At 61.4% G+C, this 17,468-nt stretch carries 13 protein-coding genes; 10 read left to right on the top strand and 3 right to left on the bottom strand.

Annotated elements, in window-relative coordinates:
• Positions 1-10: 10 nt before the first annotated feature.
• The 3 genes from ACNQPL_RS02315 to ACNQPL_RS02305 form a co-directional block, all read right to left on the bottom strand.
• Entirely contained in the window at positions 11-1,507 is a 1,497-nt protein-coding gene (locus ACNQPL_RS02315) for a HEPN domain-containing protein (RefSeq protein ID WP_416465661.1), read from the bottom strand.
• A gap of 1,444 nt (positions 1,508-2,951) precedes the next feature.
• Positions 2,952-4,724 (bottom strand): phosphoethanolamine transferase CptA, encoded by a 1,773-nt coding sequence (locus ACNQPL_RS02310; protein WP_416465659.1) that lies wholly within the window; start codon positions 4,722-4,724, stop codon positions 2,952-2,954.
• Positions 4,725-4,860: 136 nt separating this feature from the next.
• Positions 4,861-5,886: a LacI family DNA-binding transcriptional regulator gene (locus tag ACNQPL_RS02305; protein WP_346615819.1), complete on the bottom strand. Its 1,026-nt coding sequence runs from the start codon at positions 5,884-5,886 to the stop codon at positions 4,861-4,863.
• A gap of 248 nt (positions 5,887-6,134) precedes the next feature.
• On the opposite strand from ACNQPL_RS02305, the gene ACNQPL_RS02300 reads away from it, so the two are divergent.
• The 10 genes from ACNQPL_RS02300 (at position 6,135) to ACNQPL_RS02255 (ending at position 17,366) form a co-directional block, all read left to right on the top strand.
• On the top strand, positions 6,135-7,481 hold the full coding sequence (locus ACNQPL_RS02300; RefSeq protein ID WP_346615818.1) for a uracil-xanthine permease family protein: 1,347 nt from the start codon (positions 6,135-6,137) through the stop codon (positions 7,479-7,481).
• Between the two features lie 21 nt (positions 7,482-7,502).
• Positions 7,503-8,900: an amidohydrolase family protein gene (locus tag ACNQPL_RS02295; RefSeq protein WP_346615817.1), complete on the top strand. Its 1,398-nt coding sequence runs from the start codon at positions 7,503-7,505 to the stop codon at positions 8,898-8,900.
• Positions 8,901-8,920: 20 nt separating this feature from the next.
• Positions 8,921-9,634 carry a sulfite exporter TauE/SafE family protein gene (locus tag ACNQPL_RS02290; RefSeq protein ID WP_346615816.1) on the top strand — a complete coding sequence of 238 codons (714 nt, stop codon included), beginning with the start codon at positions 8,921-8,923 and terminating at the stop codon, positions 9,632-9,634.
• Between the two features lie 46 nt (positions 9,635-9,680).
• On the top strand, positions 9,681-10,937 hold the full coding sequence (locus tag ACNQPL_RS02285; RefSeq protein ID WP_416465656.1) for an OprD family porin: 1,257 nt from the start codon (positions 9,681-9,683) through the stop codon (positions 10,935-10,937).
• 375 nt (positions 10,938-11,312) lie between these two features.
• Entirely contained in the window at positions 11,313-11,570 is a 258-nt protein-coding gene (locus tag ACNQPL_RS02280; RefSeq protein WP_416465653.1) for a hypothetical protein, read from the top strand.
• Positions 11,571-11,702: 132 nt separating this feature from the next.
• The gene (locus ACNQPL_RS02275) at positions 11,703-11,990 is read left to right on the top strand and encodes a DUF3077 domain-containing protein (protein WP_416465651.1); all 288 of its coding nucleotides are present in this window, start codon (positions 11,703-11,705) and stop codon (positions 11,988-11,990) included.
• Between the two features lie 264 nt (positions 11,991-12,254).
• Complete coding sequence (locus tag ACNQPL_RS02270; protein ID WP_346615812.1) at positions 12,255-12,737, top strand: formate dehydrogenase subunit gamma; 483 nt, start codon at positions 12,255-12,257, stop codon at positions 12,735-12,737.
• On the top strand, positions 12,731-14,290 hold the full coding sequence (locus ACNQPL_RS02265; RefSeq protein ID WP_416465647.1) for a formate dehydrogenase beta subunit: 1,560 nt from the start codon (positions 12,731-12,733) through the stop codon (positions 14,288-14,290). Before ACNQPL_RS02270 ends, ACNQPL_RS02265 begins: the two co-directional genes overlap by 7 nt.
• On the top strand, positions 14,287-17,166 hold the full coding sequence (gene fdhF, locus ACNQPL_RS02260) for a formate dehydrogenase subunit alpha (RefSeq protein WP_416465644.1): 2,880 nt from the start codon (positions 14,287-14,289) through the stop codon (positions 17,164-17,166). Before ACNQPL_RS02265 ends, fdhF begins: the two co-directional genes overlap by 4 nt.
• Complete coding sequence (locus ACNQPL_RS02255) at positions 17,163-17,366, top strand: formate dehydrogenase subunit delta (RefSeq protein ID WP_346615809.1); 204 nt, start codon at positions 17,163-17,165, stop codon at positions 17,364-17,366. The genes fdhF and ACNQPL_RS02255 overlap by 4 nt, the downstream gene beginning before the upstream one ends.
• Positions 17,367-17,468 lie beyond the last annotated feature (102 nt).

The following is a 17,468-nucleotide window of genomic DNA, read 5'->3' as shown; positions in this document are numbered from 1 at the left end:
CCTTCCAGTTCTAGTTGTTTGTCGTGTCACTTTCAAGAGCTTTAAGTAAGTCATCAATATGTTCTTTATATCGTATCAGGAATCGGCTGAAGCTATGCCCAAACCCATGATGATTGTTTAGCCACTTTTTAGCGTCCCAGCCTGCTTCGATCAAATCTGATGCGGAGAAAACGAACTCAAGAGCATCTGTCAAAAATGGAATCAAAGGTTGTATTTTTGTGTAATTGATGCCATCTAATGAGCCATGTACAAAGTAATTTCTAATTTTCACACCCGTTGTGCATGCTGTAGAGAGCTCGGGTAGTGACTTGCCGAAGTGGTTCGTTACAATTTCTAGTCTAGAGTTCACTTTTTTAGGGAGTGAAGGTTTTCCAATTCGGCCTAACGAATTCAGTATGCTGTTTCGGTCTGGTGAGATTGGAAGTTTTTTGAAAATTTTTCGACATTCCTTTCGTGCTTCTTCAAGCTCTGCTGATATTGATGCTGGAATGGGAATCGCATTTGAAGGAAGGATGTCAAACATGTTGGCTGCAGCTACGATTCTATCTATGTCGTAAAGATCTCCTTTTTCCAAGCATCCCACATACCTCCACCTAGATGCGGCCCATTCATGATGGCGGTCAATCCAGTTTGTTATAACTGTCTTGAATTCGTCTGGCGAATCAATTGGGTTGAGGGGGATGTCTCCCACATGAGGATTATGGTAGCGACCTTTGGCTGATGTTTTTGTTGCGTAGCTAGCGAATACTGCTAATGGTTGCGGTATTGTCGCAGTGTCAATGGAGGTTTCAGTTTCTATGTTCTTTATGCCTTGGACACGCCCCGCTATATAAGATAAGAAGCAGTTAAGAACCAAAAGATTCTCCATCGCTTTTTTAAATGTTAGCGGTGAGTGGAAGTCTATGGAGATCAACATTCGGTTGTCGATATGTGCGCTCGCAGGAGGGCGCGTATTAAATGCTGGTCTGTGATGGACTGATATCTTACCGATGGCTGTAATGACTTCTATGGCGCAATATTTTCCACTGAAGTAGATTAAGTGCGGAGATTCACCGATTGTGATGGGGCGAGTTTCATCTTTCAGTAGTGCCTCAAGGTCCTCGCGAGTGGAGAACCTGTGTCCGAATAAATCATGGTCGTAGAAAAGCGTGTAGATGTCTTTGGGTTTAAAGCTTATTCGCTTGATGCAGTTTTCGTCTGGATCAAAATGGTGTGATCCAATAGCAACATAATGAGGAAATATGTTTGCATAATACTTGAACTCGTCATCATTAGTTTGAATGAGGGAAGGTGGTTGGCTTATGCAGTCGATTAACGTTATTTTTTGTCCGGAGTATGATACTCCAGTGCCTTTAACGATGTTTTGGGATTCTATAGGGTTGTCCAAATGAATTCGGACGTTGGTTTTTTTTCCACCGAGCTCTAATTCGCCAACAACGTTGCGATTGTCAAGTATCTGAAACGTTGCGAGGTGGCGGTTAAATGATGATCTTTTCTTTTTACTCATGGGTGAACCTTGCTCTTCCGTAATGAGCCAGCGTCTATTCAAGGCAGATTGCCCGTTTCTTCAACCAAGAGGAATAGGAAGATGTAATTCTGACAGGTTCGATGGTACAAAATTGGTACGAATGGCGCCGTGTGGTGACTGGAGCTATGGATTGCGCGGGCTGTGGGAAAAACCTGCCCAATCCATCATGGGGGCAACGGAGAACCGGCGCGACGGCTCAGGCCTTGTCGCAACTGGGTTAGAGCCTGATTTTGCAGTCATTTCGTTCAACGTGTTTCATACCGGATTCGGGGTTTTCAGGGTGATTTCAGCAAGCGAAGGCTGCGATGTAGCAACCGGGCTGCAACGTGTAGCAAATGCCCGTGGCAACGGGCAGCGCACGCAGGGCAGATTGTTAAGCCTTCTACACAGGCCCTGTTCGCTTGAGGAGAGAAGGCAGCTAGTTTACCAAGAGAGATCGCGGTTCGTCCGGAAACACGTCCTTCGAATGCTGTTGGGGCGACATGAGGCCCTACACGCCATTCCACACTACAGTCCATCGTTGGCAACCAGCACCAGCACCAGCGTCGGAAGCATAAATTTCAAACGCTACGCTGCACCTGTAGGAGCTGGCTTGCCTGCGATGGGCTGCGCAGCAGCCCCAATACAGGCGAAACCCTCTCAACTCTGAGCGCACATATCGCAGCAATCTCGCTCAGAGATCAGATTGCATTGGTCAAATTTGCGACAGGCGCTCTTGAGCAGATGGGGCAAAAAATGGGGCAAACCATAGCTTTCGACCCATTGCGGACGTTCGCCATGACATCGTCTGCGCCTATGAGATCGAGCGCCGCCCGCGCGGCGCATCGCGGATAAATCCGCTCCTACATTTGTTTTTGGCCAATTATGTCGGAGGGGTGCGCGCGACCGCCTTGGTGCATGACGCAATATCGAGTCGTACAAACAAGGGTTCGCGCGCGTCTGTCACTGACGTTACTGGCCTGAAACAAACGTAGGAGCGGATTTATCCGCGATGCGCCGCGCGGGCGGCGCTCGATCTCATAGGCGCTGAAGATTTAAAGGCGAACACATCCGAACACCGCACTAACCCCAGGGCATGTAGGGACCGCTTCGGGTCGAAAGCAGCCGGTCACCACTGACCTATTTCGGCCCATAGTGGACATCCGAATGCCGGGGCCGCTTCGCGGCCCATCGCCGGCAAGCCCGGCTCCCACAGGTACCGCGCAGGCCCGGAGACTGGTGATATTTCTGAGGGAGCCGGCTTGCCGGCGAGAAGCGGATGTCTAGAGACATTCGGGTCTACGGCAACCATCAGAACAAGGGAAAAAGGCCGATGGCGCGGTACTGTGCCCCGCCCGGATCAGCCTTCAAAAAAAGTTGCCTAGTTACCACGAGTGGCCGGCGTCCGCCCGCCCATCGGGCAGGGGCCGACATACTAGCTGTGTCACATCTTGCTTGGTACGGCCTTGCCGTTCGCGGCGGTCTCCTGCACCCGCTGCGCCTTGTCCATCGGCAGCAAATCAAATTCATGCAGCCCATCCTGCCGATACGGGTCACCGATCCAGCGCGGCGCCACCACAAACAGTGGGTTCACCAGGCTTTTCGCCGGTTCGTAGCGGTCATAACTGAGCCCAGCCAGGTCCGACAGCGTGTGGATCAGGTGCGAGCTGCTGTAGGGCCGGTTGGCCATGGCCTGCAGGTCGCGAGGGTGGGCGGCTTGCCAGCTGGGTGAGGTCCACAACAGGAACGGGATGGTGTACATCGGCCGGGTCGGGGCGCCTTCGTTGCGGCCCAGGCGGTCGTGCTTGCCGGAGCTGTAGACGTCTTCGCCATGGTCGGACAGGTACAGCAAAAAGCCGTTGGGGGTGGTCGCCGAATAGCGCTTGATCAGGCTCGACACCACGTAGTCGTTGTAGCGCACCGCGTTGTCGTAGAAGTTGTAGGTTTTCACCTGCTCGTCATTCAGTGCCGTCGGCACGCCCTGGCGGTCGGTGAAATGCTGGTAGTTGTCCGGGTACCGGTAGCGGTAATCCATGTGCGTGCCCAGCAGGTGCACGATGATCAACTTCTTTTGCGCCGGGTCCTGCAGGGCCTTGTCGAACGGTGCCAGCACCACGTCGTCGTACTGGCTGGCATTCTGGCTGCGCTGGTTGTTCAGGTACACCGGCGCGTCGGTCTGCTGCGAGAAGGTGGTGAGCATGGTGTTGCGTTTGGTCATGGTCTGCTGGTTGGTGATCCAGAAGGTCTTGTAGCCGGCCTGCTTCATCAGGTTGATCAACGACGGGTCGGTGAGGAAGCGGTCGGGGTGCTGCTCGTTACCGAAGGTGAGGATCTGCTGCATCACTTCGATGGTGTAGGGGCGCGGCGACACCACGTCGCGGAACACGGTCAGGCTCTTGTCGCTGGCGGCCAGTGCGTCGAGGTTGGGCGTGGTGTCGCGGTTGTAGCCGTACAGGTGCATGTGCTCGCGGGTGGTGGACTCGCCCAGCACCAGCACCAAGGTGCGCGGCGCGTCACCGCTGCTGTCCTGCAGGTTTTGCAGCGGCGGCAGGGAGGCGTTCTGGGCCAGCAGGGTCTGCATGTTGTCGAGCTGCTGGCGATATTGCCGGTAGCCGACCACCAGCTGCCACGGTACGGCAGGCTCCATGCGTTGCTGCACTTTCTCCGCGGCATCGGCGAAATTGCGCTCCTGGGTGACCATCTGCTTGTAGAACGGCAAAACCAGGTTGGCAGCCAGCAGCAGCACGGCAATCGGCAGGCGGCTGCGCAGGGGCAGGGTGACCGGGCGCAGGCGTTTCCACAGCAGCACCGCACCAACGGTGTACAGCAGCAGCCCCAGCATCAGCCAGATGTTGAAGTATTGGCTGAAGTACTCGCCTGCTTCAGCGGTGTTCGACTCGAACATCACGAAGATCACGCTTTGCGAGAATTCCTGGCCATAGATGCCGAAGTAGCTCAGGCCAACCAGCGAGGCAGCCCACAGCACCAGGCCGATGACGGCGGCGGTGGCGCGGGTTGCACGGGGCCACAGCAGCACGGGTACCAGCCACAAGGTGCTGAGGAACAATGCGTTGCGAAAACCGGCGAAACCGGTGGTGCCGCTGAACATCAACAGCGCCTGGGTGACGCCGGAAAAATACCAGAAGAACAGCAGGAGCCAGCCCAGGCCGGCCCAGTCCACACGCTTTGCGGTGGATGGGGATGCGGTGTTTGCCACGTGTGCCTCATTGAACCATGGCGGCAACCCAATGTGCGGGCTGCCGGAGAGGAAGTGACGCTAGTGGGGAGGGTGTGAAAATAACGTCAACGGGGCATGGAAAATGTATCGAGCGTCATTCTCGGCGCGGCGCTGGCTACGATTGCCGGGTTGATTCACGCTGAACCAGGGTTGGCATGGGCGCATCGATGCGCTGGCGCTGCCCAGTGCCGTTGATGTGTTCGAAGAGCAGTTCGATGGCCAGTGCCGCCACGTCTTCCAGGTGCATGTTCAGCGATGTCAGCGGCGGCGAGCATTCGCGCGCGCGCAAGCCGTCATAGCGGGTGACCACCTTTACGTCCCGAGGAACGTTCAGCGTGCTATCGCGCAGCGCACGTACCGCGCCTGCCGCGAAGGCATCTACCGGCACACACAAACCGTCGATGTCGGGGTACGCCTGCAGCAGGTCCAGGCACGCCGCCGCGCCTGCTGCTTCGCCACCGCCTTCGTCTGCCCGGACAATCGCCGGCACCTGGTCATGCTGCGTGCAATAGGCGCGGTAGGCCCGCTCCATGTCCAGATAGGAATGCCTGGACTGAACCCCGATTAGCAGGCCGATGCGCCGTGCGCCTTGTTGATGCAGGTGCTCCAGCAGCAGTGCGCCGGTCTGTTCGCCATGCATGTCGACATACGGCAGCGCGTCTTGCGCCTCGGGTTGACGCCCGATGGACACCATTTTTACGCCGCGTTTGCGCAAGCACGCCACGTGCGGGTCATTGGCCACCGGCTCGATGATCACTGCACCGTCTATATCCAGGGTGCCCAGCAGGGCTTGCGCTTCATCCATCGGGGGCACCAAGACCAACGCCACGCCCTGGCGCAGTGCGGCTTCTGTTGCGGTCGCGGCAATTTCCATCAGGAACCCAAGGCGCGAAGAGCCACCGGCAACCGCAAAGGGCATCGAAGAGAGCAGGGCGATGGCATTGGCGCGGCCGGTACGCAGGCGCTGAGCGCGCAAGTTGGGGCTGTACCCGAGGCGCTCGGCAACGGCCTTCACCAGTGCCCGTGTCTCCGGATCGACCTGGCCGCGGTCGTTCAGTGCGTGAGAAACGGTAGTGCGCGAAACGCCCGCGGCGTCGGCGACATCGGCAATGGTGAGGCGACGAGGTGTGCTGCTGGGCATGGGCTGGAGGGCTCTTTAAGCGATGGCCGCAGTTATACGCTGCCTCGTAGTCAGCGGCTACTTGCTGCCCATTGGTGAAGCTGCATTGACACTGCAAAGGGTTGGGTCTAGATTTCACCCAAATCGATTTGGGTAACAATTAAAATCGATTTGGTCTGGGAAATGCCTTCATTTTCCAGGCGGCTTCCTCCAGCTCCAAATAACAATAATTCAGTGAGCCGCTCAGCTGGCTCATCTCGAGGTGGGATATGCCGAAGTACGAAAACAAGCTTGTTTGCCCTGTTGATGAACGCTTGCCCTGGCGCCAGTTGTTGATGTTCGGCGCCCAGCATGTGCTGGTGATGGCCGCATCGCCCATTGCCTCGGTGTTCCTGATGGCCACTGCGTTGGGCTTTTCAGGTGAACTGACGCTGCAGTTGCTGAGCGCTACCTTTCTGGTCTGCGGCTTGGGCACGCTTTTACAGTCGCTGGGGTTGCGAGGCTGTGGCGCCCGGCTGCCGTTCATCATGCTTCCGGGCGGCGCACCGATCATGCTGTTCATCCTGATCGCCCAGCAAAACGGCGTTGCGACGGCGTCGGGGGCTGTAATCCTGACCGGCGCGTTCTACTTTCTGGTGCTGCCGCTGTTCCGGCGCCTGCTGCGGTTTTTCCCTTCCGTAGTGGTCGGCACCATGCTGCTGCTGGTCGCGGTAAACCTGGTCAAGCTCTCGGGCCAGTTGATCGTCGGCCAACCCGGCAGCAGCAGCTTTGCTGCGCCTGAGCAGCTGCTGCTGGCCTTTGCCACCATCGGTATCACGGTCGTCTGCGCACGGCTGTTGCGCGGGATGTTGGCGCAGCTGTCGATTTTGCTCGGGTTGCTGGGGGGCAGTGTGCTGGCGGTCGCCATGGGCGCATTCGATCACTCGGCGGGCGTTTATCCGCTGTTCAGCCTGCCAGCCTTCATGCCCTTCGGCGTGCCGCACTTCGACTTGTTCGCTTCCATCCCGCTGATGCTGTTCTGCCTGGTTTCGATGGTCGAGGCCACGGGGCAGACCGTGGCCATCAGTGAGGCGGTGGATAAACCCCTGGATGTAGACCGTGATGTGGTGCGCACCATTCGCGCCGATGCCCTGACGTCGATCCTGGGTGGCTTCATGGGCACTTCGCTGATCATCACCAGCGGCGAAAACATCGGTGTAATCCGTGCCACGCAGGTGCGCTCACGCTATGTGACTGCCGTGTCCGGCGTGCTGCTGTTGCTGTTTGCGGTGCTCGCCCCGTTGGCGCGGCTGATCGAGGGTGTGCCTGAGGCCGTGGTCGGCGGTACCAGCCTGATCGTGTTCGCCATCGTCGGCACCATGGGCATCGACATGCTGCGCAAAGTGGACATGCGCAGCCACGGCAACCTGTACGTGGTGTCGATCGCACTGGCCGTCGGCTTGCTGCCGATTCTCGTCCCCGGCGTTTACAGCCAGTTCCCCAGCGGCCTGGCCGGCTTGCTCGGCAATGGCGTCGCCATGGGCGCGCTCACTGCGGCCGTCATGAATTTCCTCTTTCACTGCACTGGCGCGCAAGCCTCCCCGGCAGAAGCCAAGGCAAAGCTGATCAACCCCTGACTCGCACATCAAGGCTTACTTATGAACTGCACTGTTTCCAATCACTTGGCGCTTTCGCCTGAACAACTGATTGCGGCTGGTCAACTGTTAGCCCCTGAGTGGCTGCTGCTGCCCGAAGGGCCGCGGCGCGATCAGGCCGTGCTGGTGGTCGATGGGCTTTTCGCCGATGTTGGCCCGCTGGCGCTACTGCAAGGCCGTTACCCTGGCCACACGGTCCGCCGCCTGGAAAACCAGTTGTTGATGCCGGGCTTCATCGACACCCATCACCACCTCAGCCAGAGCTTTGGCAAGGGCTTGGTGTTTGGTGAGCCCTCGGAGATTTTCCGCCGTGTCTGGATCCCCCTTGAGGGCTCGCTCGATACCGACCTGTTGTACCTGACCAGCAAACTGGCTGCGTTCGAATCGCTGCGCGGCGGATTCACCACGGTCTGCGATGCCGGTACCCGCTCGAAGGAAGGCGTCGAGGCCATCGCCCAGGCGGTGCGTGAAGTGGGCATGCGTTGCGTGCTTGCCAAAACCTGCAACGACCTCGAAGGCGAGCGGGTACTCGACCCCAGCCACGTGCTTTCGCTGGCTGAGCATCACCTGTCGGCCTGGGCCAACGACCCCTTGATCACACCGTCCCTGGCGATTCCCATCCCGGAGATCGCCACCGACAAGACCTTGGGCGCGGTGTACCGGCTATGCCATGAAGCGGGCTGGGTGTTCCAGAGCCACGTCAACGAGCATCTGGTGGCCGTCGAGCGCTCGCTCGAACGCTACGGCGTGCGGCCTTTGGAGCACCTGCACCGGGCCGGCGCGCTTGGGCCTGGGGCGTTGCTTGCCCATGCAACGCTGCTTACGCCCAACGAGATCTGCCTGTTGCGCGACAGCGGTGCCGCGGTCAGTTACAACCCGGTGGCCAGTGCCTGGAAAGGCAATGCAGTGGCCCAGGCGCATCTGATGCATTGCCTGAATATTCCTGTCGCGCTCGGCACCGACGGCACCCGCGGTGACGGGTTCCGTTTGCTCGACCATGCCGAGGCTGCGCAACGCTTTGCCCATGGTTTGCCGGTGGGCGACTCGGTGTGTGGGGGTGGTCAGCTATGGCTGGACATGGGCACCTGCCACGCCGCCGATGCCCTTGGCCTGGGCAAGCTAACCGGGCGCATCGCTGCCGGCTACGCGGCGGACTTCCTGCTCGTGGACCTGGCGGTGCCCGAGTTGCTGCCGTCTTGGAACCTCAGCTGGGACTTGGTCAGGCTGGCCAATCGCGACCAGATCCAGGCGGTGGTGGTGCAGGGCAATGTGCGCCTGTGGCAGGGGTGGCCGACGGATTGGGACGCGCGGTCGCTAATGCGCCAGGTCGATGAACTGGCCAGAAACGCCGTGCACCAGGCCCCCATCCATAAAGTGCATCCCCTGCCGACTGTGGCATGACACACCTGGAACGATTGAAGATGAATCTACCTTTCGACCCCCTGTACATCATTGCTGTCGCCGTCGCGTGCGGTGCGCTCATTCAGGGTGCAACGGGGATGGGCTTCGCGCTGATCGTTGCACCGGTGATGGGCTTGTTGGCGCCTGAAACGCTACCTGTGAGTCTGCTGATTCTCATGTTGCCATTGAACGCCGCGGTCGCCTGGCGCGAGCGCAGTGCCATCGATTTCAGAGGCAGTTCGTGGATAACCCTGGGGCGCTTCGCTGGCACGTTCGGCGGTGTTTGGATACTGCTCTGGCTGCCGCTGTCGCAACTCAATGTGTTTATCGGATTGTCGACCATCGCCGCCTGCCTGGTTACCTGGATGGCGCCGTCGTTCGTGCCCGGGCGGCGGGCGCTGATTTCGACGGGGGTGATCACGGGCATCACCGAAACCGCCACTGGGGTGGGTGGCCCGCCGCTTGCCCTGGTGTACCAGCACTCCCCGGTGGCCACGTTGAGGGGGTCTGTCGCGCTGTGTTTTCTGGTGGGGGAGGTGATCTCGCTGGTGGTGTTGGCCCTGGGCGGGCATCTGCATACCGAACAGGTTTCGCCGGTGCTGGCGCTGTGTCTGCCCTTGGCGCTGGGGGTGATAGCCAGCAACTGGGCGCGCCATTACCTCGATGAAACGCGCCTGCGCCGTTTCGTGCTCATCTTCGCCTTCGTGTCCGGGGCGCTGTTGCTGGTGCAGTAACTGACATCCGCCGTATTCCACAACAAGTACAACAAAGGAATTCGCCATGTTGAATGTGAAACTCCCCACTGGTTGGGCGGGGTTGCTGTGCCTGTCTGCCTGCACGGTGGATGCCGATGCGGGCGTGCTGAACGAGAGCAAGGCAACGTTATTGCTGCGTAATTATTACTTCGATCGTGACTACAGCGATGCTGGCGCGGTGCAAAGCCAGCGCCAGGAATGGGCTCAGGGGTTCATCTTCAAAGCCACTTCGGGCTTCAGCCCAGGGGCTGTCGGCGCTGGCCTGGATGTGCTGGGGTTATGGGGTGTGAAGCTGGATAGCAGCCCTGACCGCACGGGCACGGAGCTGCTGCCTTATGACCATGATGATGGCCGCGCACCCGGTGAATATGGTCGGCTGGGCCTGACGGCCAAGGTGCGTATTTCGCACACTGAACTAAGGCTGGGTGAACTGATGCCCGAGCTGCCCATCCTGCGCTTCAATGACGGCCGGTTACTGCCGCAAACCTTTCAGGGCGCCATGCTGACCTCAAACGACATAGAGCACCTCACGCTGCACGCGGGGCGCATCCACTCATTCAGCCCGCGAAGCGCGGCGGACAGCGAAGACCTTTACCCGTCGATCGGTGGCCGCACCGTGGCCACCGCGACAGCGGACCGCTTCACTTATTTTGGCGGTGAGTACGCGTTGGCTAAAGACTCGGTTGTGGGCGCGTGGACGGCTGAACTGCAAGATATCTACCGGCAGAACTACTTCAGCATTTCTCACGCTCGGCCGGTTGGGGGCTGGACACTCAGCGGTGTGCTCGGTGCCTTCGATACTCGCGACACGGGGCATGCCTACGCAGGGCAGCTGGATAACCAGGCGGCGTCACTGCTGGTCTCTGCCGCGCACGGTGGCCATCGATTCTATCTGGGGTTGCAGCGGATGTACGGGGAGGACGGCTGGGTCACCCTCGATCGCACGCTGGGCAGCACCCTGGCCAATGACATGTTCGCCAACACCTTCGTGTATGCCAACGAACGGTCCTGGCAACTGCGTTACGACTACAACTTTGCAGCGTTGGGCATACCAGGGTTGATGCTGTTGGCGCGCTATACCCATGGCGACCATATCAACAATGCCGACACTGCGGATGGGCGGGAATGGGAGCGGGATGTGGCGCTGACCTATACGTTTCAGTTTCGCAGGCTGCAGGGGCTTAGTGTTCGCTGGATCAATGCGAAGGTCGGGCGTGATTTTGGCGCGAACGATTTTACCGAGAATCGGCTGATCGTTACGCTTCCCATTGAGCTTTTGTAGGTGTGACGGGGTATTTCCTTAGAGGGAAAAACGGGTTGTTTTCTAGTGGTTCCTACAAGAAAGGAATCAGATTTTTCCCCTAGCGTGTAGTCCTTTTCTGAATCATCCTCATCGCGCCTTTGAGCCATTGCGATGGAAACCTGAGCCCTCTAGTCTCGCCGGGTCGCTGGAAAAAAACAGCGGCCGGGTCTGCAAGCCCGAACTTGGTTTTGGCCTCAGTTACTGTTGATTTTCAATGGTGGCTGCGTGCGGGTGGTTTTCGGACCAGCCGGATAAAAGGCCTCCAAGTCCGGTCTTGCAGGCCCGTGCGCAGCCGCCACCCAATCATCTGCAAGTGATATGGCGACGGCCCCACTCATTTTGTTTGGAGTTGCCATGATCAAAATAGTCCCCGATCCCCCTTATTCCCCCGATTCATCCCACTACCTCGAAGACACCCTGATCGAAGCCACCGAATGCCTGCTGTGCGGCCTGGCCGTGGCCCATCAAGCCATCACCACGTTGCCCAAATCTCCCGCCACCATCATGACCATGACCGTGATGCACGAAATGGAAGCGGTGCGCACATTGCTGGAGTCGGCGATTGCCCAGGTGCAGTTGAAGGGCAGGCGGCAGGTGCGCACGTTGCACTAGCCTGGCCACTTCAGCGTCTATGCGGCCTCTTCGCGGGTAAACCCGCTCCTACAGGTACAGCGCAGGCCTGTGGGGGCGGGGTTCATCCCGCGAAGCGGCCCGCACAGCCCCAACAGATCAAGAGGATTGAAAATGGACGAGGCACTCCCAGAGGGCATCGGCAGGCTGGGCTTCACCGTGGGCTCGGCAAACTGCATGGAAGGCGTGGTCAAAGGAAAGCGACTGTTCCGCGTAGAGCCCGGCAACTGCAGTACCCATGCCATCGAGCAGGCCTCGATATTGATGGACTGCTCGCGGCGCGCGTCCTTCATAGGTGTGATGGACAACGAACCCGCGCTGGTCTGGGCCTCGCATTACCTGTGCGAGATGGCCAAGGCACTGATGGACGATGCGCACATGGGCATGCGCAAAAACAGCTGACCGCGACCCGTATGTGGTGCTGGGCCGACTCGCCCTCTGGTCGGTTTCAGGATGCGCCTGGTCGTTCGCGCGCATCCCTTCGGCGCCACAAGTGCCATGCTTGTGGGATGCCCTTGAGCCCAGTGCGCGCAGACGCACGGCCATCGGCAAGGAGGCTGCCGACAACCACGCTACCGTGACGTGGGCGGTGTGCCGCAGCAGAACACGCCGGTTACCTGCCCACTGACAACAACAGGCGGGGGCCGTGATGCCGAGGTCCGCTGTATGCCTGATGAATTGCTCCACCTGCCCGTGATCCACAGCATCCTGAACCGCCACCAGGGTACTCCCGGCGCATTGTTGCCGATCCTGCATGCCGTTCAGCAAAGCGTCGGTTTCATCCCCGATGCCGCCGTGCCTGACATTGCCCACGCCCTCAACCTCAGCCTGGCCGAGGTGCGCGGGGTAATCAGCTTCTACCACGATTTCCGTACCTCGCCGCCCGCCCGGCACACCCTGCGCCTGTGCCGCGCCGAGTCGTGCCAGAGCCGTGGCAGCGAAGCCCTGGCCGCGCAACTGCGTGAACAGCTGGCGCTGGACGACCATGGCACCAGCGCCGACGGCGCCATCAGCCTGCGCCCGGTGTATTGCCTGGGTGCCTGCGCCTGCTCGCCGGCCCTGGAGCTGGACGGCCAGCTGCATGCGCGCCTCACCCCCGAGCGGCTGCGGTCGCTGGTGAACGGTTGCCTGGAGGACACAGCATGTTGAAGCTGTTTATCCCCTGCGATTCGGTGGCCCGTGCCGTGGGTGCCGACCAGGTCGTCGAGGCCTTGCAGCGCGAGGCCGAACGCCGCCAGTTGCCGCTGGATATCCAGCGTACTAGTGCACGTGGGCTGTATTGGCTCGAGCCGCTGGTGGAGTGCGAAAGCGCAGAAGGCCGCCAAGGCTTCGGCCCGGTTACCCCTGAAGACGCGCCGTCATTGCTGGACGCGTTGGCCGGGCAACCCGGTGGCCATTCGCTTGCATTGGGGCTTGTGGAGGCAATCCCTTATCTGAAAACCCAACAGCGCCTGCTATTCGCCCGCGCGGGTGTCACCCGGCCGCTTTCGCTGGAGGATTACCGTGCGCACGGCGGCTTCATAGGCCTGCAAAGCGCTGTTGCGCTGGGCGGCGCTGCAGTGGTCGCCGCCGTGCTCGACTCCGGCCTGCGCGGCCGCGGCGGCGCGGCGTTCCCGGCGGGCATCAAGTGGCGCACCGTGCGCGACGCCGGGGCAGGGCAGAAGTACGTGGTGTGCAACGCCGACGAAGGCGACTCGGGCACCTTTGCCGACCGTATGCTGATGGAAGGCGACCCGTTCCTGCTGATCGAAGGCATGATCATCGCCGGGCTCGCCGTGGGTGCCGACAAGGGCTACATCTACGTGCGCTCGGAATACCCCGACGCGATCCGCGTGCTCGAGCAAGCCTTCGCCATCGCCCGAGCTGCCGGCTACCTGGGGAACGACGTGGCCGGCAGCGGCCTTGCCTTCGACCTGGAAGTACGGGTCGGCGCTGGCGCCTATATCTGCGGCGAGGAAACCGCGCTGCTCGAATCCATCGAAGGCAAGCGCGGCATCGTCCGCGCAAAACCGCCGCTGCCGGCGCTGCAGGGCCTTTTCGGCCTGCCGACGCTGGTGCACAACGTGCTCACCCTGGCCTCGGTGCCGATCATCCTGGCCAGGGGCGCGGCGTTCTATCGCGATTTCGGCATGGGCCGTTCGTTAGGCACCATGCCGTTCCAGCTGGCCGGCAACATCCGCCACGGTGGCCTGGTGGAGCGTGCCTTCGGCCTGACCTTGCGTGAGCTGGTGGAAGGCTACGGCGGCGGCACCGCCAGCGGCCGGCCACTGAAGGCCGCGCAGGTCGGTGGCCCGCTCGGCGCCTGGGTGCCGCCCAGCCACTTCGACACGCCATTGGACTACGAGGCCTTCGCCGCCATGGGCGCGATGCTGGGCCACGGCGGCGTGGTGGTGGCCGACGACACCCTGAACATGGCCAGCATGGCGCGCTTCGCGTTGCAGTTCTGCGCCGAAGAGTCGTGCGGCAAATGCACGCCATGCCGCATCGGCTCGACCCGCGGCATGGAGGTGGTCGACCGCCTGATCGCCACCCGTGACTTCACCGAACGCCACGACCAGGCGCTGCTGCTGCGCGACCTGTGCGACACCCTGCAGTACGGCTCGCTGTGCGCCATGGGCGGCATGACTGCCTACCCGGTGGCCAGCGCCCTCAAGTACTTCCCCGCCGATTTCGGGCTGACCACCACGGAGGCCGCGCAGTGATCAATTACTTCGACCCCGAGACCGATCTCGGTACCCCGGCACGCCAGAGCGATGTGCAGGTCAACCTCGACATCGACGGCCGCAGCATCAGTGTGCCCGCGGGCACTTCGGTGATGCGCGCCGCCGCGATGCTCGGCACCCATATCCCCAAGCTCTGCGCGACCGACAGCCTGGAAGCGTTCGGCTCGTGCCGCCTGTGCATGGTCGAGATCGACGGCATGCGCGGCTATCCGGCCTCGTGCACCACCCCGGTGAGCGAAGGCATGGTGGTGCGCACGCAAACTCCACGCCTGGCCGACCTGCGCCGCAACGTGATGGAGCTGTACATCTCCGACCACCCGCTGGACTGCCTGACCTGTTCGGCCAACGGCAACTGCGAGCTGCAGACCGTCGCCGGGCAGGTCGGCCTGCGCGAGGTGCGCTACGGGTATGACGGCGCCAACCACCTGGCCGAGAAAAAAGACGTTTCCAACCCGTACTTCGACTACGAACCCAGCAAGTGCATCGTCTGCAGCCGCTGCGTGCGCGCCTGCGAAGACATCCAGGGCACCTTCGCCCTGACCATCACCGGGCGCGGTTTCGAATCGCGTGTAGCGGCCGCAGGTGGCGACGACTTTCTGTCTTCCGAATGCGTGTCGTGCGGCGCCTGCGTGCAGGCCTGCCCGACCGCAACCCTGACCGAGAAAAGCCTAGTGCAGATCGGCCAGCCCGAGCGCTCGGTGATTACCACGTGCGCCTACTGCGGCGTCGGTTGCTCGTTCCGCGCCGAGATGAAGGGCGACCAGTTGGTGCGCATGGTCCCGGACAAGAACGGCGGCGCCAACCACGGCCATGCCTGCGTCAAAGGCCGCTTCGCCTGGGGCTACGCCACCCACCCCGACCGCATCACCAAACCGATGATCCGCAAGCGCCTCGAAGACCCGTGGCAGGAGGTCAGCTGGGACGAAGCCGTCACCTACGCGGCCAGCGAATTCCGGCGCATCCAGCTCAAGTACGGGCGTGACTCGATTGGTGGCATCACCTCCAGCCGCTGCACCAACGAAGAAGCCTACCTGGTGCAAAAGCTGGTGCGCACGGCGTTTGGCAACAACAACGTCGACACCTGCGCGCGGGTCTGCCATTCGCCCACCGGCTATGGCCTCAAGCAGACCCTCGGCGAGTCGGCCGGCACCCAGAGTTTCGATTCGGTGATGCAGGCCGACGTGATTCTGGTGATCGGTGCCAACCCCACCGATGCCCACCCGGTGTTCGGCTCGCAGCTCAAGCGCCGCCTGCGCCAGGGCGCACGGTTGGTCGTCATCGACCCCCGGCGCATCGACCTGGTCGATTCGCCCCACGCACGCGCCGAACTGCACCTGCAGCTGCGCCCCGGCACCAACGTGGCCATGCTCAACGCATTGGCCCATGTGATCGTCAACGAGGGCCTGTTGGCCCAGCGCTTCATCGACGCCCGCTGCGAAACCGAAGACTTCGCCCGCTGGCGCGACTTCGTCAGCCAGCCAGAGAACGCCCCAGAAGTACTGGGGCCCGTGTGCGGCGTGCCCGCCGAGCAGATCCGCGCCGCCGCCCGGCTGTATGCCACCGGCGGTAACGCGGCGATCTACTATGGCCTGGGCGTGACCGAACACAGCCAGGGCAGCACCGCGGTCATGGGCATCGCCAACCTGGCCATGGCCACCGGCAACATCGGCCGCGAAGGGGTAGGGGTGAACCCGCTGCGTGGGCAGAACAACGTGCAAGGCTCGTGCGACATGGGTTCGTTCCCGCATGAATTGCCAGGCTACCGGCATATTTCCAACGAGGGCGTGCGCGCCGAGTTCGAGCAAGCCTGGGGCGTGACCTTGCAGCCGGACCCGGGCCTGCGCATCCCCAACATGTTCGAGGCCGCGCTGGACGGCAGCTTCAAGGCGCTGTACTGCCAAGGCGAGGACATCGCCCAGAGCGACCCCAACACCCAGCACGTCACCGCTGCGCTGCGCGCCATGGAGTGCGTGGTGGTGCAGGACATCTTCCTCAACGAAACCGCCAAGTTCGCCCACGTGTTCCTGCCGGGCAGCTCGTTCCTGGAAAAGGACGGCACCTTCACCAACGCCGAGCGCCGCATCTCGCGGGTGCGCAAGGTGATGCAGCCGCTGGCCGGCAAGGCCGACTGGGAGGCCACCGTGGCCTTGGCCAACGCGCTGGGCTACCCGATGAGCTACCGCCACCCGTCCGAGATCATGGACGAGATCGCCCGCCTGACGCCGAGCTTCCGCCGCGTCAGCTACGCCGAGCTCGACCGCCATGGCAGCCTGCAGTGGCCGTGCAACGACGCCGCGCCCGATGGCACGCCCACTATGCACATCGACCAGTTCGTGCGCGGCAAGGGGCGTTTCATGCTCACCGGTTATGTGCCCACCGACGAGAAGGTCAATAGCCGCTACCCGCTGCTGCTGACCACCGGGCGCATCCTCAGCCAGTACAACGTCGGCGCCCAGACCCGCCGTACCGGCAATACCGCCTGGCACGACGCCGACCGCCTCGAACTGCACCCGAGCGACGCTGAAAGCCGTGGCATCCGCGACGGCGACTGGGTCGGCATCGGCAGCCGCGCCGGGCAGACGGTACTGCGCGCCAAGGTCAGCCGCCGGGTGGCACCCGGGGTGGTGTACACCACGTTCCACTTCCCCGAGTCCGGCGCCAACGTGATTACCACCGACAACTCCGACTGGGCCACCAACTGCCCTGAGTACAAGGTCACGGCGGTGGAGGTGGTGAAGGTGTTCCACCCGTCGGAATGGCAGAAGCGCTACCAGGACTTCAGTGATGAACAGCGGCGCTTGCTCAAGGAGCGCCGTGCGGCCGAAAAACCGGAGAAAGCCGAGGTGCGCCGATGAGCAGCGACAACCTGGTCAAGATGGCCAACCAGATTGCCCATTATTTCGACAGCGAGCCGGACCATGCGCTGGCGGTAAAAGGGGTGCGCCAGCATTTGCAGAGCTTCTGGACACCGGCGATGCGCAGGCAGTTGGGGGAGTGGGTGGCGGCCCATGCAGGGGAGGGGTTGGACCCCAAGGTGGTGGAGGCTTTGGGGTAACTGTTGGCTGTACCGGCCCTATCGCGGGCAAGCCCGCTCCTACAGCGTACCTGTGGGAGCCGGCTTGCCGGCGATAGGGCCGGTACAGCCAACATGAAATGT

It is taken from the genome of Pseudomonas sp. LFS044 (genome assembly GCF_047978245.1).
In the GTDB taxonomy this organism is placed as follows: Bacteria; Pseudomonadota; Gammaproteobacteria; order Pseudomonadales; family Pseudomonadaceae; genus Aquipseudomonas.
This window is presented reverse-complemented; position numbering and strand designations above follow the sequence as displayed.

What these genes read in the sequence shown, in the direction of transcription:
- ACNQPL_RS02315 (WP_416465661.1), bottom strand. Translation starts at nt 1,507, where the DNA reads ATGAGTAAAAAGAAAAGATCATCATTTAACCGCCACCTCGCAACGTTT.
- ACNQPL_RS02305 (WP_346615819.1), bottom strand. Translation starts at nt 5,886, where the DNA reads ATGCCCAGCAGCACACCTCGTCGCCTCACCATTGCCGATGTCGCCGAC.
- ACNQPL_RS02300 (WP_346615818.1), top strand. Translation starts at nt 6,135, where the DNA reads ATGCCGAAGTACGAAAACAAGCTTGTTTGCCCTGTTGATGAACGCTTG.
- ACNQPL_RS02295 (WP_346615817.1), top strand. Translation starts at nt 7,503, where the DNA reads ATGAACTGCACTGTTTCCAATCACTTGGCGCTTTCGCCTGAACAACTG.
- ACNQPL_RS02290 (WP_346615816.1), top strand. Translation starts at nt 8,921, where the DNA reads ATGAATCTACCTTTCGACCCCCTGTACATCATTGCTGTCGCCGTCGCG.
- ACNQPL_RS02285 (WP_416465656.1), top strand. Translation starts at nt 9,681, where the DNA reads ATGTTGAATGTGAAACTCCCCACTGGTTGGGCGGGGTTGCTGTGCCTG.
- ACNQPL_RS02280 (WP_416465653.1), top strand. Translation starts at nt 11,313, where the DNA reads ATGATCAAAATAGTCCCCGATCCCCCTTATTCCCCCGATTCATCCCAC.
- ACNQPL_RS02275 (WP_416465651.1), top strand. Translation starts at nt 11,703, where the DNA reads ATGGACGAGGCACTCCCAGAGGGCATCGGCAGGCTGGGCTTCACCGTG.
- ACNQPL_RS02270 (WP_346615812.1), top strand. Translation starts at nt 12,255, where the DNA reads ATGCCTGATGAATTGCTCCACCTGCCCGTGATCCACAGCATCCTGAAC.
- ACNQPL_RS02265 (WP_416465647.1), top strand. Translation starts at nt 12,731, where the DNA reads ATGTTGAAGCTGTTTATCCCCTGCGATTCGGTGGCCCGTGCCGTGGGT.
- ACNQPL_RS02255 (WP_346615809.1), top strand. Translation starts at nt 17,163, where the DNA reads ATGAGCAGCGACAACCTGGTCAAGATGGCCAACCAGATTGCCCATTAT.